The sequence below is a fragment of the Pseudooceanicola lipolyticus genome (assembly GCF_002786325.1).
Classification (GTDB): domain Bacteria; phylum Pseudomonadota; class Alphaproteobacteria; order Rhodobacterales; family Rhodobacteraceae; genus Pseudooceanicola_C; species Pseudooceanicola_C lipolyticus.
In genome coordinates this window covers 61,888-83,239 of sequence record NZ_PGTB01000001.1, presented here as the reverse complement: position 1 = coordinate 83,239, position 21,352 = coordinate 61,888, and the positions used below count along the sequence as shown (strand labels likewise).

Here is a 21,352-nt window from a genome sequence, read left to right as displayed (position 1 = left end):
CCTGAGACTGGCCGGGCGTTCCGCGCCCGGTCTTTTTTTCAGCAGGTCGAAAATGAGAAAGCCGGGCACGAAGCCCGGCTTTTTTGTTGGGTTGTCGGGTGGGAAAATCAGCCCTTCGCCATCGCGCGCTGGCTGCCACGGAGGAGCACGACATAGGCGACGATCATCACCAGACCGGCAAAGCTGATGCCGAATTCCAGAACCGGCGGACCGAACTGGCGCAGGGGGGCGATGATCAGCACGCCGGTGACAAGGGCGAGCGCACGGACCGGCGGCGCAAGGTGGGTCAGGCCATGGCCGATGATCGCGGCCGAAACGAGGATCAGCGCGATCAGGGCGCTGGCGAAGACATAGGTGATCTCCCACCATGGGCCGGCCATCAGAAGGCCCGGCTTGTAGATGAAAAGGAAGGGCAGGAAATAGGCGATCCAGCCGAACTTGAACGCCTGGACCCCGGTTTTCAGCTGCGGCGCGCCCGAGATCGACGCGGCGGCAAAGGCGGCCATCGCGATGGGCGGCGTGATCATCGACAGCATCCCGTAGTAGAAGACGAACATATGCGCGGCGAGCGCCGGGATGCCGAGTTGCACCAGTGCAGGCGCGGCCATGGTGGCAAGCAGCAGATAGACACCGGTGGTGGGCAGGCCGAGACCGAGGACGATGCCGACCAAGCCGGTGATCAGCAGAAGGCCGAAGAGGTTGGAGCCACCGAACTGGATGAGGAAGAGCGACAGCGAAAAGCCAAGACCGGTGGTGGCCAGCAGGCCGATGATCATGCCGGCGGCGGCGCAGATCAGCAGCACGTCGCACACCTGGCTGCCGGTCTTGCAGATTGTTGCCGCCACTTCCTTCGGTGACAGGGCGGGGCCCGTCCCGGAGGCGCTGCCGCTTGCGCGGCGGACGGCCCAGAGGGCCAGGGCGACACCGACGATCAGGCCGAGCGCCCAAATGGCCGCCACCTCGGCGCGCATGTCCCAGGCGAAGATGGCACCGAGCAGGACCACGAAGGCCCCGAGGGGGAGCCAGCCCTTGGTCAGCACCGTGCGCAGGCCCATCTTTTCGATCCAGTCGGCCTCGGCATGGCCGTCACGGCGGGCGATAAAGTCGATCTGGAAATAGAGCGAGAGGTAGTAGAGCGCGGCGGGAAGGATCGCGGCGAGCAGGATGTCGCCGTAGGGCATTTGCAGGAGTTCCGCCATCAGGAAGGCGGCGGCCCCCATAACCGGCGGGGCAAGCTGGCCGCCGGTGGAGGCAACGGCCTCGATCGCGCCGGCCTGATCGTCGCGAAAGCCGGAGCGGCGCATCATCGGGATGGTCATCACCCCGGTGGACATGACGTTCGAGACGGCGCTGCCGGAAATCGATCCGAAGAGGCCAGAGGCCACAACCGCCACCTTGGCGGTGTTGCCCGGGCCGCGCCCGGCGACGCGGGTGGCCAGCTGGGTAAAGAAATCGCCGCCACCCACGGCCAAAAGCAGGCCGCCGAAGAGCACGAAGATGACCACGACGAAGGCCGCGATCTGCAAGGCGGCACCCCATGTCGCAGCGCTGTCGGTGCCGATGAAGCGCATCACGTCTTCCAGCGGCTGGCCGCGGCCGCGCAGGGGACCGGGCACGAGGTTGCCCCACAGCGCATAGGCAAACATCGCGGCGGTGATGACGACCAGCGTCCAGCCAACGACGCGGCGCAAACCTTCGAGCACGAGAAGGGTGACAATGACTCCCAGCCAATAGGCTTCGGTCGGGTGGAGGTGGCTGCCTTCGGTCAGTGTGGGGAAGCGGACGAAGACCCAGAGCCCCAGGCCGAGCGCCAGGAGAGACAGGGCGGCGTCCAACCATGCCAGTGGGCCACTGGCCTTTGCGACCGCGCGGCCAAAGACCACGCAGAGCGCAGCCCCCAGCAGCAGCGCCGCGACCTGCTCGGGGTAGATCAGAAAGCCCATGCGTTGCGGGATCGACAGCACCCAGATCACCGCCACGACCGGAACCAGAAAGGCCAGCACGGCGGCAAGCGGGGAAAAGATGTTGCGAAGGGTGTTCAGGGCCATGGTCTCGCTTTCGGTGTTTGCGCCGGGCCGCCTGAGCCGCCCGGCGCCTTTCGTGACGGCCTCGCCCTGACAGGGCGAGGCCGCGGAGCGGGTTATTCGCAGGCGTCGGCCGGTGCCTCTGCGAACTTGGTCCATTCGCCGCCGGTGATCTCGATGATGTAGCCCGGCAGCTCGGCATCGTGGCCGTCAAAGCAGATGTTGTCACCGAGGATGCCCGAGAAAATCACCCCTTCCATCTGATCGGCGATGGCCTGGCGCTCTTCTTCCAGCTTCGCCGGGTCACCGGTGGTGCCTGCGGCCTCCATCAGCTGCTTGATCAGGTAGATCGTATCATAGGCCTGCGCGTCGGAGTGGTGGGCGCCGAGCTTGTGGATGCCGCGCTCATTGGCGAGGGCCACGAACTTCTCGTTGAAGTTGGACGCCTGCTCGGTACGGCCCTTCCAGAAACCTGCGACCACGAGCGTGCCGTCACCCTCGGGGCCGAAGAGTTCGACAACGTTGGGATCGGAGAAGATCTGCGAACCGATCACCCGGCCCTCATAGCCTTGCCGGTCGAGTTCGGCGATCAACTTGGAGGCGGATTCAGGCAGCGCGGCCACGGCCACGATATCCGGATTGGACTGCACGATGTTGGCAACCTGTGCCGACATGTCGAAGGTCTTCCACTGCACCGGGATCGGATCGCCGACCTCGACGCCCGCCGCGCTCAGAAGCTCGGGGTAGAGCTTGGTGCCGGCGGCGTTGGCCACGACCTCGTCGGACACATAGACGATTTCGGCGGTCGCCATCGGAAGGCCTTTTTCTTTCATCGCGGCGAGCAGGCGGCCGAACTGCTTGTGCTCGTCTTCAGTGAGCCGCCAGCCATACTTGCGGCCCTCGGTCAGGCCGGGGGCAGAGGAGGACGTGGGCAGCATCAGGATCTTGAGGCGGTCGGCATCGTTCAACGCCACCGAGGCTTCGCCCGAAGAGAACGGGCCGGCGATGGCGAGGACCTCGTCGTCACGACCCAACGAACGTGCGGCGACGGCAGCCTGCTTGGGATCGGAACCGGTATCATAGCGGATCAGCTCGATCGGTTTGCCGTTGATCCCGCCAGCGGCGTTGATCTCCTCCACGGCGATATCAACCGCCACGTTGGAGGGTTCGCCGTAGCTTTTGAGAAAGCCCGAAGCCACGCCGATGTGGCCGATCTTGATGGTATCCTGCGCCGCGAGCGGCGCGGTGGTGGCAAATGTGGCCGCAAGAGCCGCAGCGAAGAGGGTCTTGGTTGGTTGCATGGTCAGTTCTCCCTGTGAAGATGAATTTATTGTTTGTGTCAGGCCGGCTCGGCTTCGCTGCCGCCGAGGTAGGCCTCGGTCAGTGCGCCATCGGCCGAGAGCTCTGCGGCCGTGCCTTCGATGGCCACCGCGCCAAGTTCGAGCACGTAACCGCGCTGTGCGATCTCGAGCGCCATGGTGGTGTTCTGCTCCACGAGCAGAATGCCGATGCCGTCGCGATTGAGTTCGCCGAGCAAGCTGAAGAGCTTGTCGACGAAGAGCGGCGACAAGCCGAGGCTGGGCTCGTCGAGCATGATCAGGCGCGGCCGAGCGACCAGAGCGCGCCCGATGGCGAGCATCTGCTGCTCCCCGCCGGAGAGCGAACTGGCCTGCGCATTGCGGCGGTCGGCGAGGTTGGGAAAACGCTCGTAGATTGCCTCGATCTCCGCGACGACCGCGTCGTCGCGGCGCAGATATGCTCCCATCAGCAGGTTCTCGTGGACCGACATGGAAACAAAGATCTGGCGGCCTTCCGGCACGAGCACCATGCCCTCCTTGACCCGTGCCGCGGGGCTCTGCCCCGTGAGGTCGCGTCCGTTGAAGGTGATGCGGCCCGAAGCGGGCTTGACCGCGCCCTGAAGCGCCCGCAACAGTGAGGTCTTGCCCGCGCCGTTGGCACCCAGGACCGTGACGATCTCGCCCGGCGCGACGGTGAGCGATACGCCCTTGACCGCCTGGGTGCGCCCGTAGGTGACGCCAAGTGTTTCGACCTCAAGCATGGACTTCTCCCTTGGCTTCGGCATGGCGGGAACCGAGATAGGCCTCGAGCACCTGCGGATCGTGCTGCACTTCCTTGGTGGAGCCGTCATAGATGAGGCGCCCGAAGTTGAGCACCACGGCCCGGTCGCAAAGGCTGCGGACAAGGCTCATATCATGCTCGACGATCAGGATGGTCACGCCGGTTTCGGAAATCTGCACCAGGAAGTCGCGCAGAGCGGCCGTTTCCGAGGGGTTGAGGCCGGCGGCCGGCTCATCGAGCATGAGCATTTTGGGCCGCGAGGCCAGCGCCCGGACCACCTCGATCTTCTTGCGCACGCCATAGGGCAACGTGGCCACCACCTCGCCGGGATAGCTCTCCATGTCCATGTCAGCCAGCAGCGCCTCGGCCTCCCGCCGCCAGCGCGAGCGCTTCAACAGCGGGGTGACCATATCGAGCGGCGAGCCCACCTGCGCGTGCTGGCCGAGCATGATGTTCTCGACCACCGAGAGGTGCGGCATCAGGCGGATGTTCTGGAAGCTGCGGGCCATCCCGCGACGCACGCGCATACGCGAGGGGATGTCGGTGATGTCTTCCCCGTCAAAGATGACCCGCCCGGTATCGGGCGTGTAGACGCCCGACATCAGATTGAAGATCGTCGTTTTGCCGGCGCCGTTGGGGCCGATCAGCGCCATCCGGGCACCGCGCGGCACGTCAAAGCTGCAATCGTCGATCACCTGGACCCCGCCGAAACCCTTGGAGAGGTTGGTCAGTTTGAGGATGGTCTCGGTCATTGTGCCACCTCCTCAAGGGATTTGTTCCGGTTCCGGCGGAAGCGGAGACGCTCCACCATGGTTCGGGTCACAACGCCCTCGGGACGTACAGCCATCATCACGACGGCAAGCACACCCAGGATCACGAAGCGCCAGCTTTCGTCCGGCGGTGCAACATCGGCCGTGGCGCCGAAGATGTTGGCGACGCCCTGCGTGATGGCGGGCAGAAGCTCGCGCAGCAGTTCCGGCAATAGGGTGAAGAAGGCGGCACCGACGAGCGGGCCCCAAGGCGTTTGGGTGCCCCCGAGCAGCACGTAGAGAAGCACGTAGATCGACACCAGCGCATTAAAGCTCTGCACCTCGACGAAGCCGAAGCTGAAGGCATAGAAGGCGCCGGAAAGCCCGGCCAGCGCCGCGCCGACGCCGAAGGCTACGACCTTTACGTTGCGGATGGAAACCCCCATGAGGTCGGACACGTCTTCATCATCGTGGATCGCCCGCATGGCCAGACCGAAGCGGGTGGACATGAGGTAGAAGACGAAGAGGCACACGAGGACCGCGGCGATCGCCGGGGGCTGCCAGTCGACATAGCCCGGCACCGAGAGCCCCATCGCACCGCCGAGGAATTCGGTGTTGATGATCACCCCTGCCACGACCTCGGCAAAAGCGAAGGTTGCCAGCACCAGATAGACCCCCTTCGTTCGCAGGATCGGGAAGGCAAGGGCCACCCCGATCAGACCCGCAATCACCATGCCCGCGAGCATGGCCGCGAAAAGGGGGAGATCGTAATTCGCCGAGATCATGGCGGCGGCGTAAGCGCCCAAAGCCTGGAAGCCAGCCCCGCCAAGATTGAGCTGACCGGAGGCGACAGAAAGGAAGATTCCGTAAGCGAAGATCACGTTGATTGCGAGGATCGAGATGATCCCAGCCATATATCCAGACATCTTAGAGCTTCCCCTTGCCGATGGAGTTGTGTCCAAGCAGGCCGCTGGGCTTGACGATAAGCATCAGCAGAAGTGCGCCCCAAACAACGACCTGCACAGTGTCGGCGCCGATGAAATGCACGGTCATCAACTCGAGGAAGCCCACGACGAGGCCACCCAGAACCGCCCCCCAGATCGAGCCAAGCCCGCCAATCACCATGCCGGCGATGGCCTTCGCGCCAACATCCTCACCCATCATCGGTGACACCTCGCCGTAGTTGACGGCAAAGAGGGCGCCTGCGAGGCCGCAGAGCACACCGGTCAGCATGAAGACGACCGGGACGATCTTGGCGGTATCAACGCCGAGCACATTCGCGGCGTCGGGATTTTCGGCGATGGCCCGCAGACCACGGCCGATGCGCGACCGCTTGAGCAGCTGGGTGAGGCCAAGCACGATCAGAACGGTGATAAGGAGCGAGACCAGCTGCGGCACACGAACCAAGATGCCGCCCACATGAAGCGTGAGGTCGGCGTCAGGCCCCTCGAAGCGGCGACCTTCGGTGCCATAGGCGATGCGGACGAGGTTTTCGACGATCAGCAGGAAGCCGAGTGAAGAGACCAGCGGAATCGCGTGCTCGGTGCTGTCTCCGTATTTCGTCTTGAGATAGCGGAAAGTGAACCGCTCGACGATCAGGGACACGATGATCGCGGCGAGGATGCCCAACATGATCGCCGGGAGCCAGTGGATCGGACCGCCAAGGCCGAACGGAAGCCCCCAGGAGGACAGCGCCCAGCCGAGCATGCCGGCGAGCATGAAGAGGGTGGGAATGGTGAAGTTGAGAAAGTTGAGGATGCCGATTGTGAGGGTGAAGGCCACGGCAACGGTCACGTAGACCGAGCCCAGCATCAGGGCGTTCACAAGCTGCTGCAGGAAAAGCATCAGGTCTGACCTCTCCTAGTTTGTACACATTTGAGGCAAACACAGTACTTGTTGCGCAGCCATTTTATGCCCTCTCGGGCTCGCGAATCTAGACCGGTACAGACGTTCACCGCCCCTAAAAGAGTGATTAACTCTTATATTTCTAGCGCTTACCAACTTTCTTTACCCATTATTTGTCCCTCGGTCTTGATTTTGTCTTGAAGATTTGTCCAAACCTTTTGTACACAATGAGAAGCGACATCGTGGCTGTCAAGCGTGATGAAGGAGGCGAGAGCCAAATGAGTGAGAAAAACGAGCGCGTGCTCATCGTAGGCGCAGGCCCGGTTGGGCTGGTTGCCGCAGCGAGCCTCGCGGAAGCGGGAATCCCTGTAACGATAATTGAGCGCAGCGATGAATTGCCCCAAGATTTACGGGCCTCGACCTTTCATCCACCCACGCTCGACATGCTCGACCGCTTCGGCATTTCGGAGCAGCTGGTGGCCCGCGGACTCGTCTGCCCGCACTGGCAGTTCCGCGACCGCAGCGAGGGAATCGTCGCGCATTTCGACCTCGGCCTGCTGTCGGGCGAGACGAATCACCCCTACCGACTCCAGTGCGAACAGTGGAAGCTGACCGAGGCGCTGCGGAGCCGGCTGGACGCCAGCGATTGCGTCGAGATGATCTATGGCGCCATCGGCACCTCCCTCACGCAGGACGCGGATGAGGTAACGCTGACGACCGAACGCAGCGATGGCAGCACCGAGCTGCTCAAGGGGCGCTATCTCATCGCCTGCGATGGCGCGCATTCGCGCATGCGCAAGTCGCTCGATATCGAGTTCGAGGGGCTGACCATCCCCGAAATCTTCCTGTCGATGTCCACGGAGTTCGACTTCGGCAAGGCGATTCCCGATCTCGCGCCCATTGCCTATCTCACCGACCCCGATGAATGGGCCGTGCTGCTGCGCACCCCTTCTCTCTGGCGCGTGCTGCTGCCCACAGATCCGGGCATGACCGAGGAGGAAATCAAGGACCCGGCGCTGATGGAACGGCGGCTGCAAAAGCTCTGCCATCAGGATGGCACCTATGATGTGGTGCACGCCACCGCCTACCGGGTGCATCAGCGGGTCGCCAAGGAATATGTGAAGGGCCGCGCCTTTCTTGCCGGGGATGCCGCGCATCTCAACAATCCGCTTGGCGGGATGGGCATGAACGGCGGCATCCATGACGCGGTGAACCTGGTCGAGAAGCTGATTCCGGTCTGGCGCGGAGAGGCAGAACCTTCGTCGCTCGACCGCTACGAGCGGCAGCGCCGGCAGGTGTGTATCGACACGGTGCAAGAGCAGTCGATGCGCAATCGCAAAATGATGGCCGAGAACGACCCCGAGGCGCGCGCGCGTTACCACGACGAACTGCGCGCCATCGTTGCCGATCCGGCCCGGCACAAAGACTTTCTCATGCGTTCCTCGATGCTCCAGTCCCTGAAGGATCTGGAAGAGGTGGCCTGAGCCCAATCAGAAACGACGACCAGCAGGAAAGACATCAAGATGACCGACAGCCTCGGCTACCGCATGAAATTCGGCGTCATCGCGCCGTCCACCAATACCTCGGTACAACCCGAGTTCGACGACATGCGCCCGGTGGGCGTGACCAACCATTTCTCGCGGATCATCATCCCCGACACCCCGGTGCACAACGATGAGGACTTCAACAATCTCGTCATGGGCATCCGCGCTGCCACGATGGACGCGATCGACGCAGTGAAAACCTGCTCGCCCGGCGCCATGGTGATGGGCATGTCCGCCGAAACCTTCTGGGACGGCAAGGAGCGCGCCGACAAGTTGCAGGCAGAGATCATGGAGCGCGCCGGGATGCCGGTTGCCATGGGCTCGGACGCCTGCATGAACGCGTTGAAGTGCTTTGGCGACATCAAGAAGATTGCGGTGATCACGCCCTACATGCCGGTCGGCGACCAGCAGGTGGAACGCTATTTCACCGATTGCGGGTACGAGGTGGTGCAGGTGAAGGGGCTGAAATGCAAAAGCCCGATGCTCATCGCCCACGAAACCGAAAAGACCCTGCGCGACGCGATCAACGAGGTCAATGATCCCTCGGTCGAGGCAATCATTCAGGCCGGCACCAACCTGGCCATGGCCCGCGTCGGCGGCATCGCGGAATTCTGGCTCGACAAGCCGGTGATCGCGATCAACACCGCGACCTATTGGCACGCGCTCAGGATGAACGGCATCGAAGACAAGGTGCAGGGCTTCGGCTCGCTCCTGTCGCATTACTAGGGCGCGCGAGATGGAATACGATTTTGTTCCCCTGCCCGACCGCAAGCCGCTCAAGTGGCCGAACGACAACCGGCTTGCGGTGATCCTGACGATCAATCTGGAATACTGGGATCCGGTTCAGGATAGCGACAAGCCCTATTACCCCGGCGGCCCCGGAATCGTCGGCGGCAACCTGCCCGGCAATGTCTATGACAACCCCAATTTCACCTGGCGGGAATACGGCCACCGGGTGGGGGTGTGGCGCATGTTCGACCTCTTCGATGCCGAGGGCGTGCCGGCCTCCTGCACGATGAACGCCAAGATGGCGCTGAAACGCCGCCCGGTGATCGACGCCGCGCTGGAACGCGGTTGGGAAATCGTGCCGCACAATTTTGTGCAGGACGAGCTTTTGACCGATTACATGTTCGACGAAAAAGCCGAGCGGGACGTGATCAAGCGCACGCTCGATGTCTACGAAGACACCATCGGGAAGAAACCCAAGGGCTGGCTGTCTTCCTCGCTGCGCTCGACGCTGAACACCATCGACATCCTCGCCGAAGAAGGGCTGATCTTTGTCACCGACCTGCTGAACGACGACCAGCCCTATCTGGTGAAAACCCGTTCCGGCGCGCCGATGGTCTCGATCTCCTACACGTCCGAGGTCAACGATTTCTCGTTCCTGCGGCAGGGGCTGACGGTGGACACCGGCTTTTCCATGTTCAAGGAACAGTTCGACTGGCTGTATCAGGAAAGCGCGACGTCAGGCCGGGTGATGAATATCGGCCTGCACCCGCATGTCATCGGCCAGCCCTTCCGCATTCGTGCGCTGCGTGATTTCATCCGCTATGCCAAAGCCCATGACGGTGTCTGGTTCCCGAAACGCGAAGAGATCGCGGAATGGTATCTGGACAACCACGCCCTGCATATCGAGCCCAGCGGAGATCCACCCATCCCATGACAGAAGAGCCAGCCCAGATGGAGAGCGCCCTGACTGAAACCGCCCTGGCCGACGAACTGGACCGCGCCGGGATCGAACGACCCGCCGACCGCGCTTATGAAGGCATCAGGCGGGCGATCCTGTCCGGTCTTTTACCCGGCGGAACCCATCTGCGCGAGGAAGCACTCGCGCAGATGACCGGCACCAGCCGGACACCGGTGCGCGAAGCGCTCAGGCGGATCGTCGGCGAAGGGCTTGCTCATGACGAGGGCCGCTCAAGCTTTGTGGCGCAATTCCCGTTCGAAGAGGTAGCGATCATCTTCGACATCCGCGCCCGCCTGGAAGGCTACGCCGCCTTTGTCGCGGCAGAGCGGATCACCGATGCGGAACTGCAGGGCCTCGCGCAGATCATCGAAGAAATCGATGCGCTTGCTCCGAAGGACGGGACGGACCGGGATGTGATCCGCCGCTTTGCCGAGTTGAACACCGATTTTCACACCGCGATTATCAACGCCACCCGCTCCCCGCAAATGCGCAACCTGTCGGCGCGCGCCATCTCGATGCCGCTGGAAATGATCAAGCAATTCGTCTGGTCTCAGCGGGTGAACATCTCTCGCTCGAACCGACAGCACCGCGACCTTCTGGACGCGCTGGTGGCACGTAACCCAACGGCGGCCGAGGCGATCATGTCGGCTCATATCTTGTCGACCAGACCCAATAATCCACTTCCGCAAAACACTCGCAAAAAAGACGAAAAATGAAAAACGTTCGCTCCGAACTTATGTCGAACCCCAAGACGATCACGGGCTATGCCGCCGGCGCTTTCGCCGCTCCGACCGGCGAGGCGATTCCGGTCATCGACCCGGCCACCGGAACCACTGTCGCGGTGCTGCACGAAAGCGACGGCGCAGAGGTTGGGGCCGCCGTTGCCGCCGCCCGCGACGCGTTCCGGGCTGGTCCTTGGGCCGGGGCCAGCGTCGCAGACCGCCAGCGCGCGCTGCACGCGATCCATGACGCCATCCTGGAACATGCCGAAGAACTGGCCGCGCTGGAAACGCTGAACACCGGCATCCCTTTCATCCAGACCAAAAACATCCACCTTCCCCGCGCCGCGCAAAACTTTCGCTTTTTTGCGGAATTCATCAATCAGGACGGCGGCGAGGTATTCACGCAAGAACCCGGCTACATGTCGCTGGTTACGTATGAGCCGATTGGCGTCTGCGCCCTCATCGGCCCATGGAACATGCCGCTGGGGCTGACCGCGATGAAAATGGCGGGGGCGCTGGCCTTCGGCAACACCTGTGTCGTGAAACCCTCGGAAATCACGCCGCTGACGCTCGCCCGGCTGTTCGAGATCATGGACGCCAAGGGCATCCTGCCGCCCGGGGTGATCAACCTGGTCAATGGGCGCGGACATGTGACCGGCGAGGCGCTGTCGGCGCATCCAGATATCGACATGGTCTCTTTCACCGGCGGCACCGAAACCGGCGCCCGTATCCTTGGCGCGCTGGCCAAGGGGATCAAGGGCGGCGCCATGGAACTGGGCGGCAAGTCCCCCTCCATCGTTTTTGCCGATGCGGATATCGAACGGGCGCTGGACGGCGCGATGCTGGGCTCGTTCATGAATAACGGTCAAATGTGCCTCGCGGGCTCGCGCCTGTTTGTCCATGAGCAGGTCGCGGATGAGTTCATCGCCGCATTCACTACCCGCACAAAGGCGCTGCGCGTCGGCGATCCCTTTGATCCGGCGACGGAAATCGGCCCGATGATCAACGCCGCACAGATGGCGCGCGTGGCCTCCTACGTCGAAAGCGGCCTTGGTCAGGGCGCAACGCTGCTGGCGGGGGGCGGCCAGATCGAGGGCGACGGCTTCTTTATCGAGCCAACCGTGATGCAATCGAACAGCAACGCGCTGGCCATCTGTCAGGAAGAGATCTTTGCCCCCTTCGCCACGATCCAGACGTTCAGCGACGAAGACGAGGTAATTGCCCGCGCCAATGACAGCGCCTTCGGGCTCGTCGGCTATGTCTGGACTGCCGATCTGGAACGCGCGCTGCGGCTGTCGCGGCGGTTGGCAACCGGCACCGTGCTGGTCAACACTCCGATCATGCGCGACCTGCGCACCGGGTTCGGCGGCGTCCGTCAGTCGGGCCTGGGTCGCGAGGGCGCCAAGGGCTCGCGGGCCATGTTCACCGAAATGAAATCCACCATCATTGCGCTGGAACGCCCTGCCCTGCCCCGCATGGGTACCGGCAACTGAACCGCGCGGAAATGCAGAGCATCATGAGCCATCACCCTTCTCTGAATGGCAGGGTCATCCTGATCACCGGCGCATCTCGCGGTCTGGGCCGCGAGATGGCGCTTGCGCTCGCGGGGTCGGGCGCAAGGCTGGCGCTGCTAGGCTCGCAGCCCTCCGAAGCGCTCGACAGCCTGGCCGAGGAGATCTCCGACACGATGATCCTCACCGCCGATGTGGCCCGCGCGGGTCAGGCCGCCGCAGTTGTGGCAGAGGCGGAAGCCCATTTCGGGCGGATCGACGTGTTGGTGAATAACGCGGGCCTGGGCATGCGCCGGGTGGCCGAGAACTTCAACACCACTCCGACAAAGTTCTGGGAGACCTCGCCGGCTGCGTGGTCTGACATCATCGGCGCCAATGTGAATGGCCCCTTCTTCATGGCCCGCGCGGCGGTGCCGGGCATGGTGGAACGTGGCTTTGGCAAGGTCATCAACGTGTCGACCTCGGCACAGACGATGATCCGCCGCGGCTATGCCCCATATGGTCCTTCCAAGGCCGCTCTCGAAGCCTACTCCCGCGTCTGGGCGCAAGATCTGGAGGGCAGCGGCGTGGATGTGAACGTCTATCTCCCCGGCGGCGCGGCCGACACCGACCTGCTGCCGCCAAGCGCCAACAAGAAGGGGGCGGACGGCAACCTGCTGCCCGCAGACATCATGCGCCGCGGGATCGGGTGGCTGTGTTCCGATGCCTCGAACGGGGTCACCGGGGCGCGGTTCATCGCACGTTTGTGGGACGAGAGCCTGCCGCCCGACGAGGCCGCGCGGGGTGCCCGTGATGACCACGGCGACATGCCGAGGATACTCTGACATGCTGAGTCTGGGGCGCGCCACCATCGAAAAGGTCACCGACTTCGACCCCTTCGTGCTGCCCGCGTCCCTGCTGCTGCCCGGGCGTGACCTTTCGGAGTTAAAAAGCGAGGCGGCGAGCCTTTGTCCGCTGCATGTGGACCTAGAGGCCAACACGCTGCTGCTTGGCCTCCATTCCTTTCTGCTCCGGGTGGGCGGTCTTACGATCTTGATCGACAGTTGCGTGGGCGAGCACAAGCCGCGGCCGCGCCGCGCAGACTGGCACGACCGGCGCGACACCGGCTATCTCGAGCGCCTGGCCCAGGCCGGCGTTTCCCCCGAGGAGGTGGACGTGGTGATGTGCACCCACCTTCACGCGGATCACGTGGGCTGGAACACCCGGCTGGAAAACGGCCGCTGGGTGCCCACCTTTCCGCGGGCGCGCTACCTCGTGGGCGAGGCCGAACTGGCGCATTGGCTGGCCGAGGAGGCCGCGCAGCCCGGTACACATAACCACGGGGCCTTTGCCGACTCGGTCGAGCCGCTGCTGGAGGCAGGGCTTGTCGAGCGGGTATCGGAGGGATTTTCGCTGGGGAAAGGGCTGAACATCATCGCCTGTGCCGGGCATTCGCCGGGGCAGATCGGGCTCGATCTGGACGGCGGCAGCGCCGGCCACGCGCGGTTTTGCGGCGACGCGCTGCACAGTCCGGTGCATGTGTTCCGCCCCGAATGGTCAACCGCATTCTGCCATGACGCGGAACAGGCGGCGGCGACGCGCAGGGCCCTGCTTTCCGAGGCTGCCGAGAGTGGCACCCTGCTGCTGCCCGCACATCTGCGCGGCAGCATGGCCATGACGATTGCGCAGGATAGCAGATCGCCCTCGGGCTACAGGCCGGAGTACCTGTGATGCGCAGGCGCTCAGTCGTCTTTCGTCGCGCGGCGGCGCACGCGGGTGCGATAGACCATCTGCTCGGCCGGATGCCAGTTGAGAGAGGCGATCAATATGCCGCGCGCGGTGATGTAGCGCCGCGAAAGCTGCAACGCCTGCGCCCCCGGCTTGAGACCGATCGCGCGCGCCATCTCGGCAGGCATGGGCACCGCGCGGATCTCCTGCTGGGCCTCCATGATCGTTTCGCCGGACTTGCGCTCCAGAAGGTCGAAAAACGGGCCGTTCTGCTCGGCAAACTCGGGCACCAACTCGGCAAACCGCTCCGGCACGTAGCACTGGATATAGCACAGCGGCCGGCCGCCCGGAGCCGTCCAACGCACGCCGTCAACCCGGATCCAGCGCTCGCCGGCCTCTACCTTGCCGGCATCGCCCCCGATGACGCGAGCAAGCGCCTCATCGAGCACCACGGGCGCATCTGCGAGGATCACCATGTAGGTGTCAATCGCGATCTGGAACAGCGCCTGAAGACTGTCGAAGCTTTGCGAATAACCAACCTGCGGATTGGCCGAAACCACGCGGGTGCCCATGCCCTGCCGTCGTTCGACAAAACCCTCCTGGGTGAGGTTCTGCAACGCGGCCCTCACCGTGAAGCGCGAGGTGTCGAACTCCTCCGCCAGTTCCAACTCCGTCGGCATCAACGCACCCACGGGGTAGGTTCCGCCGGAAATGCGCGACTGCAACTCGCTCTGTATCCGAGCATAGCGCGGCAGATCGGATTTTCGTCTCAGCGCCTTGCTGCCTTTGCCCATGTCTCACCCCGATCTTCTGGCGATTGAGAGTACAAACGTGACCCCAATGTCGCCCTCACCAAAAGATGTCCAGCCCTTTCCTGTGACTCCGGCCGCGCCGGGATGCCGCACATCCAAGCAATCCATCGTTTTGTTGCCTATATTGGCGAATGTGACATCTTCGCGGCCGGCCCAAAATTGGTATGGACAAATCGAATTCGATTTGCCACTTCTGCGCTAAATCAAGGATCGACATGACCCCCCGTCCCAGCTCCAGCTACTCGCAACGCGCCCGCCTTGGGCTGATCGTGCCGCCGACCAATAGCGTCAACGAAGCAGAATGGACGCGGCTGATGCCAGAGGGCGTCACCTTTCACAGCCATCGGATGAAGCTTCATCCCGCCGGCGACCCGGCGCTGATGCCCGACCTTCTGGCCGGGATCGAACTGCTTGGGCAGGTTCGGCCGGACGCCATTGCATACGCATGCACGGCCGGATCGATGACAACGCCCTCCGCGCAAATGCCCGACGCCGCTTCCGAGGCTTCCGGGCTCAAGGTGCTGACCACGTCGCATGCCCTTATCCTCGCCCTGCGGGCGTTGGGGGCCGAGAGGATCTCGGTTGCTACGCCCTATGCAAAGGCCACCAACGACCACGAGGTCGAATTTCTGGCGGCCCACGGGATCGAGACCCTCGCGATTGCAGGGCTGGGGATTGGCGCGGGCGGCCCGCACGAATATGTCAGGATCGCGCAGACGCCGCTTGCCGAAGTAAAGGCGCACGCGCTTGAAACCTTCGCTCCGGGCAGCAATGCGTTGCTGCTGGCCTGCACGGATTTTCCCACATTGCCGCTTATCGAAGAGCTCGAGTCCGAGCTTGGGGTGCCCGTCATCTCGTCCAACACCGCAACGCTCTGGGCGATGCTGCGTGCCTGCGGTGTGGCCGACGACCTGCCGGGTGGCGGTAAACTTTTCGCCGCGTGAATGCGGCCACATACGAAGACAGAAAAGGACTAAACCATGCCCGATCCCGCATTGCGCACCGCAATCAAGAATGGCGAATTCATCCTGGCCCCCGGCGTCTTCGAGGCGATCTCGGCCCTGCTGGCCGACCGTGAAGGCTTCAAGGCGCTCTATGTCACTGGCTACGGCACCGTGGCCTCTGCGCTGGGGCTGCCCGATGCCGGGTTGGCCACCTACTCCGACATGCTGGGCCGGATTTCGACAATCTGCGAGCGCACCACCACCCCGGTGATTGCCGACGCCGACACCGGTTATGGCGGGCTTCTCAACGTGGCCCATACCGTGCGCGGCTACGAGGATGCCGGTGTGAGCGCGATACAGATGGAAGATCAGGAATTTCCCAAAAAATGTGGCCACACGCCCAACCGCCGGGTGGTGCCGCTGGAAGACATGCTGCGCAAGATCGAGGTGGCCGCGGATGCCCGCCGCAGCGATGACTTTCTCATCATCGCCCGCACCGACAGCCGCACCGGCCTTGGCCTCGATGAGGCGATCAAGCGCGGCAAGGCCTTTGCCAAGGCGGGCGCAGATGTGGTCTTTGTCGAAAGCCCCGAGAGCGAGGACGAGATGAAGCGGATCTGCGACGAGATCGACGCACCGCTCTTTGCCAACATGGTCAACGGCGGCCGGACGCCCCTGCTCTCGGCCGACCGGCTGAAGGAGCTGGGATTCTCTATCGGGATCCACCCGGCCCTCGGCTTTCTTGCCATGGGCGCGGCCTTGCAGAAGGCCTATGCCGATCTCAAGGCCAATGGCGAAACCACCGATGCCATCGACCTCTATGACTTCGGCAAGTTCAACGATCTGGTCGGCTTCCCGGCGGTCTGGGAGTTCGAGAAGAAATACGCGCAAGTGTGAGAGGGCGACCCATGTCTGACGATCTTCAAGCCAACTATTCCAAGGCCTATTCCAACAAGTCCGGCTATGGCAAGCGCCCCGCGCTGGTGTTGATTGACTTCGCCCAGGCCTATTTTGACCCCGACAACGTGCTTTACGCCGGGGTGGACGATGCGCTGGCCTCGGCGCTCCGAGTGCGCGAGGCCGCCCATGCCGCCGGCGTGCCGGTGATCCTGACCGAGGTGACCTATCAGAAGGGCCTCGGCGGCAAGGATGGCGGGCGCTTCTTCGAGAAGGCTCTGCCGCTCAAGGCCTTCATGGAAGGCGAACGGAGCGGCGGGTTTGTCGAGGGGCTAGTGCCGCGCGAGGACGAGCTGATCGTGACCAAGCAGTATCCGTCGGCCTTTTTCGGCACCTCGCTGGCCTCCACGCTGACCGCAGCCGGGCATGACAGCGTCATCCTCACCGGGCTCACCACATCGGGCTGCGTGCGGGCAAGCTGTGTTGACTCCATGTCCCATGGATTCAAGACCATCGTCGTTGCCGAGGCTTGCGGCGACCGCCACGCAGGGCCGCATGACGCGAACCTCTTCGACATGAACGCCAAATATGCCGATGTCGTCTCGGAGGCCGAGATCCTGGCCTATCTCGCCAGCCTCAACGACACGGGCGCAGCGGCATGAGCCGGCGCAGAATCGCGCTGCTTGGCGGTGCCGGCGGGATCGGCCGGGTTCTCGCCGCCGAACTTTCTGCCGCCGGCGATGACGTGCTCATCCTCGACCTGCCCGCCTCGCTTAAAAGGCACGGCATTGCCGAGGGAATCGAGATCGACGTGACCGAGGAAGCCTCGGTCGCGCGCGCTTTTGCCAAAGTGGGCGGCGCTCTCGACGGGTTCGTGAACCTGGCCGGTTACAATACCGAGCTGACCCCGCTCGCCGAAATGGAACCCGGCTACTTTGACGAGATCCTCTCGGCCAACCTGCGCGGCGCCTTTCTGGCGGCACGCGCGGCGGCGCCGCTTCTTGAGGGGACCGGCACCGGCGAGCTGGGCAGCATGGTCATGATCGCCTCCGGCCTCGCCTCACATGTGCGGCCCGGCTATGGCGCCTATTCGGCTTCAAAGGCCGCGGTGATCGCCATGACAAAGACCTTGGCGCTGGAGCTCGCACCAAAGCTGCGGGTCAATGCCGTTGCGCCCGGCCTTGTCGATACGGCCTTTCTGCGGGGCGGCACCGGACGGTCTGCCGAGGACGCGGACAGTATCGTCAACCTCGAAGCCTACAAGGCGATGACGCCTTTGGACCGGATTGCACACCCGGCGGACATCACCGGCCCGATCCGTTTTCTGCTCGGGCCCGACAGCGGCTTTATGACCGGGCAGGTGCTTTGGGTGAACGGCGGCGGCTACATGCCCTGACACCGGGCGGGCGGCTGCCTACGGCTGAGGCAACTGCGGTCGATACATCGGGTCGATTGCTGGCGGTGGCCGATCCGGCGGCGCGGACGCATACCTGCAAGACCCTCCTGCGCTGGTTGCTTCAGCCCGAATACGAGGAACGTTTCAGAACCTGGAACCTGGGCTGTTCATGCCGGCCACGGCTGATGGCGCAAAACCCCAAGGCTTCTGGTCCGATCCGAGGGTTCAGAAAGACCGCCGCCAGATCGAGACAGCGATTTGTCGGACATCCCAACGGCTAATGCATCCGGCCCGGCCGAACCGACACACGCGCCACGGGGTCGTCAGCCGAGGAGCCCTAGGGACTCATCGCTTGCGGTGCCGGCATATTTCTCGCGCGGGGGCCATGGCCTGTCCTGCCAATGCGGCGTGAAGGCGAAGCTCGAGACCGATCGACCCTCGACAAGGGCACCGTTTCCTGCGCCGAGCGCGTAGTCGTAGTAGAGCTTGATGATCTCTTCCCGGCTCACTTGCCCGGTCGCCTCGTGAGACATGCAGGCATGCTGCCAGGCGCTGACCCGGTGGTATTCGGGCGAATCCGGTAGCTGAAAGTCTTCGTAGTAATCGAGAAACCAGAAGCGTTTGAACATCGGCGTGAAGACGGTCTCGGCCAGTCCAAAACCGTCGAACAGGAACGGCCCGTCCGGGCTGTGTTCAAGCAGGAAGTCGTTCATGTCGCGATAGATGGACAACAGCTTGTCGGCACAGGCATCGCGGCGTTCTTGCTCTTGGTTCATGACGAACAGATAACCCGCCATCGTGAACTGCCCTTCCCGCGTGATGAGCATCGATTCGATCGCATGCTCCGCCGGGTCGGTCCTGCGCAATGGCGCGCCTTCCATCACTTCGTCCAGATAGCGCAGGATGACGAGGCTTTCCTTGATGATGCGGCCGTCCGGTGTTTCGAGAATCGGTAGCGCGGTGGTGCCCCGCGTCTTGGCGAGAAGCTCCGGATCGCGTGGCTTGGTGATGTCGACCACGCGAAATTCGACGTCGTCCTGCCGGCCGCGCAGGGCCAATAGGATTTCGAGCCGCTGGGAAAAAGGACAGACCGGGATGTGATGGACGATATGGTTTTCTGTCATGGCTTCACTCCTGAGACGGGTCGAGAAAGCGGAGGGTTTGACGTCCGGCGGTGGCTGCGATCGTCGGCATGTTCTCTGTGATACTGAACTGGCCCGCGGCCCTATCGGCCAGGAAACCCTCGGAACCGCCGGGCGCCGGGATTGGAAGATGCCGGGATGGTGCCACACTGATCGCCCTGACAGTGTGGTTCATGCCGCGCGGACTGAAGACGCTCGGGCCCGGGCTGGCGATCAGTCGTGGCCGCCCGCTTTGCACAACCCCGGCCCCGGTCATGCCGCCTTGGGCGGCTTGAACCGCAGGAAGTAGATGAACAGAAGCGTCATGGCATACAGGCCGATGCTGATCGGACTGCTGAAAAACGTCATCACGTCGCCGTTCGACGTGATCAATGACCGCCGCATGTAGAGCTCAAGATATGGACCAAGGATGATGCCCATCAGCAGCGGTACGAGGGGATAAGACATCAGCCGCAGCGACCATCCGAATATGCCGATGGCCAGCGCCATCCACATCTGGAACACCGAGTAGGTCGAGGCATAGGTGCCCACCATCGCGATCATCGCGATAAAGGCATAAAGCACCCCCCGGTTCATCCGCGCCAGCCAGATGTAATAAGGTCCGAAGACGAGAACTGACAGAAAGACGAAAACCGCCGCCACCATCAGGGCCGCGAACATCGGCGCGACGGTTGCCATCTCGGTGGTCAAAAGTCCCGGCCCCGGGACCAGGCCGTGGATCAGCAGCACTCCGAAGATGATCGCGGTGACGGAATCCCCCGGAATGCCCAGTGTCAGCAGGGGCACGACAGCCCCGCCGCACATGGCGTTGTTGGCCGATTCCGCCGCCGCCAGCCCCTCGTGCGATCCATTGCCATAGTTCTGAGGTGTCTTGCTGACGCGCTTGGCCTCGGCATAGGCGACGAAGGAAGCCATCGACGCACCGCCGCCGGGCAGCATCCCGATCATGACCCCGATCACCGAACTTTTCAGATAGGTCAGAAAACCGATCTCGCGCACCTTTTTCCAATCCGGCCAGAAATCCTTGTGCTTGACCTTGAACGCGGGCGTGTCGGCGGCAGCGCGGGCCTTTGCCCCCCCCTGCAGCAGCAATTCGCAAACCGCGAAAAGACCGATGACAGCGGGCAAAAGCTGGATCCCTTCGATCAGGTTGGCGCTGCCGAAATCGAACCGCCCCTGCGCCACCATATTGTCAAAGCCCACCGTCGATATCATCAGACCCAATGATACCGTCACAAGGCTTTTCCAGATAGACCCCTTGGCGACGATCACCACGGTGACCACCGCCATAAAGACCAGCGCGAACTTGTCAGGCGTATGAAACAACAGCGCGAATTGGCTCATCGGGACGGCGACGAACATCAATACCGCAGCCCCCAGAACGCCGCCGATCGACGAGGCCAGCGCATCGAGGCTCAGCGCCTTGGCACCCTCTCCGCGCTTCATGAGGGCATGGCCTTCCAGGGTCGTGATGGCGCCGGAGGCCGCGCCGGGGATATTCACCGTGATGCCGGTGACGGAACCCGCGTAGATGCCCGACATGAAGATGGCCATGACCATCACCAGCGCGTTGGTCAGTTCCATTGCGAAGGTAAAGGGCAAGAGCAACGCAATGGCCAGCGTGGCGGTCAAACCGGGAATGGCGCCAAAGACCAGCCCCATCAGAAACCCGCCCACCAGGTAAAGAAAGGTCTCCGGATTGGCGAGGGCGGCAAAACCGCCCATCAGTTCAGCGAACATCAATTATACCCCTCGGGCAGGAAGAGATCGAAGAGAGTGACAAAGAACAGCCACCCTGCACCGGCAATGCCCACCGCGATCAGCGCAGAGGTCAGCACGGCCTTCACCGGCCCCAGCCTTTCCTGTTCGAACAGCCACGCCACGCCGAAGGCGTAGGAAAGTGTCGCGTACCAGTATCCCAGCGGCTCGAAGGCCCAGACAAAGCCGCAGGTCAGCCCGATCAGCGCGATGGTGCGCAGGCTGAAACCGGCATCCTCGTCGTCGTCATGCGTCGCAGTCCCGCGCAATTCCTGCACCAGAACGCCAAGCGCCCCGATCCCAAGCGTGAGAACAAGCACCAGGGGCATCAGCGATGGGCCGGGTTCACCGTTGGCGAAGGGCAATGGCAACTGTAGCGCCTGCTGCAGATATGCCGCATCAAGCGCGAGGATGAGGAGCGCGAAAACAGCTTGGGGTTTCATCGTCAATGGAAGCGCCTTTTCCCGGCATGGTCATTCGAAATGCGCCCCGCCCGTTTGATACGGTCGGGGCGCTGTACAAGAAGGTAGCAGGA

Annotated in this window: 21 protein-coding genes; 11 read left to right on the top strand and 10 right to left on the bottom strand. The window is 63.2% G+C overall.

The window, feature by feature from the left end:
* Nucleotides 1-107 precede the first annotated feature (107 nt).
* From CVM52_RS00420 to CVM52_RS00395, 6 genes are all read right to left on the bottom strand, one after another.
* On the bottom strand, nt 108-2,048 hold the full coding sequence (locus CVM52_RS00420; protein WP_172720868.1) for a TRAP transporter permease: 1,941 nt from the start codon (nt 2,046-2,048) through the stop codon (nt 108-110).
* A 92-nt stretch (nt 2,049-2,140) separates the two neighbouring features.
* A complete protein-coding gene (locus tag CVM52_RS00415) occupies nt 2,141-3,325 on the bottom strand; it encodes an ABC transporter substrate-binding protein (RefSeq protein ID WP_100160753.1) in 1,185 nt (394 codons plus the stop codon).
* Nucleotides 3,326-3,363: 38 nt separating this feature from the next.
* Nucleotides 3,364-4,083 (bottom strand): ABC transporter ATP-binding protein, encoded by a 720-nt coding sequence (locus CVM52_RS00410; RefSeq protein WP_100160752.1) that lies wholly within the window; start codon nt 4,081-4,083, stop codon nt 3,364-3,366.
* Nucleotides 4,076-4,855, bottom strand: coding sequence for an ABC transporter ATP-binding protein (locus CVM52_RS00405; RefSeq protein WP_100160751.1), 780 nt, complete (start codon nt 4,853-4,855; stop codon nt 4,076-4,078). Before CVM52_RS00405 ends, CVM52_RS00410 begins: the two co-directional genes overlap by 8 nt.
* A complete protein-coding gene (locus CVM52_RS00400; RefSeq protein ID WP_240620811.1) occupies nt 4,852-5,766 on the bottom strand; it encodes a branched-chain amino acid ABC transporter permease in 915 nt (304 codons plus the stop codon). Before CVM52_RS00400 ends, CVM52_RS00405 begins: the two co-directional genes overlap by 4 nt.
* A 13-nt stretch (nt 5,767-5,779) precedes the next feature.
* Nucleotides 5,780-6,697, bottom strand: coding sequence for a branched-chain amino acid ABC transporter permease (locus tag CVM52_RS00395; protein ID WP_100160749.1), 918 nt, complete (start codon nt 6,695-6,697; stop codon nt 5,780-5,782).
* 278 nt (nt 6,698-6,975) lie between these two features.
* Between CVM52_RS00395 and CVM52_RS00390 the strand changes: the two genes are divergently transcribed.
* The 7 genes from CVM52_RS00390 to CVM52_RS00360 are packed head-to-tail and all read left to right on the top strand — an operon-like array spanning nt 6,976 to nt 13,871.
* Nucleotides 6,976-8,181 (top strand): FAD-dependent oxidoreductase, encoded by a 1,206-nt coding sequence (locus CVM52_RS00390; protein WP_100160748.1) that lies wholly within the window; start codon nt 6,976-6,978, stop codon nt 8,179-8,181.
* Nucleotides 8,182-8,220: 39 nt separating this feature from the next.
* Nucleotides 8,221-8,967, top strand: coding sequence for a maleate cis-trans isomerase family protein (locus tag CVM52_RS00385; protein WP_100160747.1), 747 nt, complete (start codon nt 8,221-8,223; stop codon nt 8,965-8,967).
* 10 nt (nt 8,968-8,977) lie between these two features.
* On the top strand, nt 8,978-9,904 hold the full coding sequence (locus tag CVM52_RS00380; RefSeq protein WP_100160746.1) for a polysaccharide deacetylase family protein: 927 nt from the start codon (nt 8,978-8,980) through the stop codon (nt 9,902-9,904).
* Nucleotides 9,844-10,644, top strand: coding sequence for a GntR family transcriptional regulator (locus CVM52_RS00375; RefSeq protein ID WP_100160745.1), 801 nt, complete (start codon nt 9,844-9,846; stop codon nt 10,642-10,644). Before CVM52_RS00380 ends, CVM52_RS00375 begins: the two co-directional genes overlap by 61 nt.
* Entirely contained in the window at nt 10,641-12,143 is a 1,503-nt protein-coding gene (locus CVM52_RS00370; protein WP_100160744.1) for an aldehyde dehydrogenase, read from the top strand. Before CVM52_RS00375 ends, CVM52_RS00370 begins: the two co-directional genes overlap by 4 nt.
* A 23-nt stretch (nt 12,144-12,166) precedes the next feature.
* Complete coding sequence (locus tag CVM52_RS00365; protein ID WP_172720866.1) at nt 12,167-12,985, top strand: SDR family NAD(P)-dependent oxidoreductase; 819 nt, start codon at nt 12,167-12,169, stop codon at nt 12,983-12,985.
* Nucleotide 12,986: 1 nt separating this feature from the next.
* Nucleotides 12,987-13,871, top strand: coding sequence for an MBL fold metallo-hydrolase (locus CVM52_RS00360; protein WP_240620810.1), 885 nt, complete (start codon nt 12,987-12,989; stop codon nt 13,869-13,871).
* Nucleotides 13,872-13,882: 11 nt separating this feature from the next.
* Here the strand turns inward: CVM52_RS00360 and CVM52_RS00355 are convergent, their stop codons facing one another.
* Complete coding sequence (locus CVM52_RS00355; protein ID WP_100160741.1) at nt 13,883-14,662, bottom strand: GntR family transcriptional regulator; 780 nt, start codon at nt 14,660-14,662, stop codon at nt 13,883-13,885.
* Nucleotides 14,663-14,895: 233 nt separating this feature from the next.
* Between CVM52_RS00355 and CVM52_RS00350 the strand changes: the two genes are divergently transcribed.
* The 4 genes from CVM52_RS00350 to CVM52_RS00335 are packed head-to-tail and all read left to right on the top strand — an operon-like array spanning nt 14,896 to nt 17,917.
* The gene (locus CVM52_RS00350; RefSeq protein WP_172720865.1) at nt 14,896-15,624 is read left to right on the top strand and encodes a maleate cis-trans isomerase family protein; all 729 of its coding nucleotides are present in this window, start codon (nt 14,896-14,898) and stop codon (nt 15,622-15,624) included.
* Nucleotides 15,625-15,660: 36 nt separating this feature from the next.
* Nucleotides 15,661-16,521, top strand: a complete 861-nt coding sequence (locus CVM52_RS00345) for an isocitrate lyase/PEP mutase family protein (protein ID WP_100160739.1) — start codon at nt 15,661-15,663, stop codon at nt 16,519-16,521.
* 11 nt (nt 16,522-16,532) lie between these two features.
* Entirely contained in the window at nt 16,533-17,183 is a 651-nt protein-coding gene (locus CVM52_RS00340) for an isochorismatase family protein (protein WP_100160738.1), read from the top strand.
* Entirely contained in the window at nt 17,180-17,917 is a 738-nt protein-coding gene (locus CVM52_RS00335; protein ID WP_100160737.1) for an SDR family NAD(P)-dependent oxidoreductase, read from the top strand. Before CVM52_RS00340 ends, CVM52_RS00335 begins: the two co-directional genes overlap by 4 nt.
* A 323-nt stretch (nt 17,918-18,240) precedes the next feature.
* Here CVM52_RS00335 and CVM52_RS00330 read toward each other — a convergent pair whose 3' ends face one another.
* From CVM52_RS00330 to CVM52_RS00315, 3 genes are all read right to left on the bottom strand, one after another.
* A complete protein-coding gene (locus CVM52_RS00330; RefSeq protein ID WP_100160736.1) occupies nt 18,241-19,041 on the bottom strand; it encodes a glutathione S-transferase family protein in 801 nt (266 codons plus the stop codon).
* A 270-nt stretch (nt 19,042-19,311) separates the two neighbouring features.
* Nucleotides 19,312-20,799 carry a tripartite tricarboxylate transporter permease gene (locus CVM52_RS00320; protein WP_100160734.1) on the bottom strand — a complete coding sequence of 496 codons (1,488 nt, stop codon included), beginning with the start codon at nt 20,797-20,799 and terminating at the stop codon, nt 19,312-19,314.
* Nucleotides 20,799-21,260, bottom strand: coding sequence for a tripartite tricarboxylate transporter TctB family protein (locus tag CVM52_RS00315; RefSeq protein ID WP_100160733.1), 462 nt, complete (start codon nt 21,258-21,260; stop codon nt 20,799-20,801). Before CVM52_RS00315 ends, CVM52_RS00320 begins: the two co-directional genes overlap by 1 nt.
* Between the last annotated feature and the right edge of the window lie 92 nt (nt 21,261-21,352).

Excerpts from the sequence above, each read along its gene's own strand:
- CVM52_RS00355 (WP_100160741.1), bottom strand. The coding sequence starts at position 14,662 with ATGGGCAAAGGCAGCAAGGCGCTGAGACGAAAATCCGATCTGCCGCGC.
- CVM52_RS00345 (WP_100160739.1), top strand. The coding sequence starts at position 15,661 with ATGCCCGATCCCGCATTGCGCACCGCAATCAAGAATGGCGAATTCATC.
- CVM52_RS00350 (WP_172720865.1), top strand. The coding sequence starts at position 14,896 with ATGACCCCCCGTCCCAGCTCCAGCTACTCGCAACGCGCCCGCCTTGGG.
- CVM52_RS00370 (WP_100160744.1), top strand. The coding sequence starts at position 10,641 with ATGAAAAACGTTCGCTCCGAACTTATGTCGAACCCCAAGACGATCACG.
- CVM52_RS00380 (WP_100160746.1), top strand. The coding sequence starts at position 8,978 with ATGGAATACGATTTTGTTCCCCTGCCCGACCGCAAGCCGCTCAAGTGG.
- CVM52_RS00390 (WP_100160748.1), top strand. The coding sequence starts at position 6,976 with ATGAGTGAGAAAAACGAGCGCGTGCTCATCGTAGGCGCAGGCCCGGTT.
- CVM52_RS00315 (WP_100160733.1), bottom strand. The coding sequence starts at position 21,260 with ATGAAACCCCAAGCTGTTTTCGCGCTCCTCATCCTCGCGCTTGATGCG.
- CVM52_RS00335 (WP_100160737.1), top strand. The coding sequence starts at position 17,180 with ATGAGCCGGCGCAGAATCGCGCTGCTTGGCGGTGCCGGCGGGATCGGC.
- CVM52_RS00395 (WP_100160749.1), bottom strand. The coding sequence starts at position 6,697 with ATGCTTTTCCTGCAGCAGCTTGTGAACGCCCTGATGCTGGGCTCGGTC.
- CVM52_RS00385 (WP_100160747.1), top strand. The coding sequence starts at position 8,221 with ATGACCGACAGCCTCGGCTACCGCATGAAATTCGGCGTCATCGCGCCG.
- CVM52_RS00415 (WP_100160753.1), bottom strand. The coding sequence starts at position 3,325 with ATGCAACCAACCAAGACCCTCTTCGCTGCGGCTCTTGCGGCCACATTT.
- CVM52_RS00320 (WP_100160734.1), bottom strand. The coding sequence starts at position 20,799 with ATGTTCGCTGAACTGATGGGCGGTTTTGCCGCCCTCGCCAATCCGGAG.
- CVM52_RS00340 (WP_100160738.1), top strand. The coding sequence starts at position 16,533 with ATGTCTGACGATCTTCAAGCCAACTATTCCAAGGCCTATTCCAACAAG.
- CVM52_RS00405 (WP_100160751.1), bottom strand. The coding sequence starts at position 4,855 with ATGACCGAGACCATCCTCAAACTGACCAACCTCTCCAAGGGTTTCGGC.
- CVM52_RS00375 (WP_100160745.1), top strand. The coding sequence starts at position 9,844 with ATGGTATCTGGACAACCACGCCCTGCATATCGAGCCCAGCGGAGATCC.
- CVM52_RS00410 (WP_100160752.1), bottom strand. The coding sequence starts at position 4,083 with ATGCTTGAGGTCGAAACACTTGGCGTCACCTACGGGCGCACCCAGGCG.
- CVM52_RS00365 (WP_172720866.1), top strand. The coding sequence starts at position 12,167 with ATGAGCCATCACCCTTCTCTGAATGGCAGGGTCATCCTGATCACCGGC.
- CVM52_RS00360 (WP_240620810.1), top strand. The coding sequence starts at position 12,987 with ATGCTGAGTCTGGGGCGCGCCACCATCGAAAAGGTCACCGACTTCGAC.
- CVM52_RS00330 (WP_100160736.1), bottom strand. The coding sequence starts at position 19,041 with ATGACAGAAAACCATATCGTCCATCACATCCCGGTCTGTCCTTTTTCC.
- CVM52_RS00420 (WP_172720868.1), bottom strand. The coding sequence starts at position 2,048 with ATGGCCCTGAACACCCTTCGCAACATCTTTTCCCCGCTTGCCGCCGTG.
- CVM52_RS00400 (WP_240620811.1), bottom strand. The coding sequence starts at position 5,766 with ATGGCTGGGATCATCTCGATCCTCGCAATCAACGTGATCTTCGCTTAC.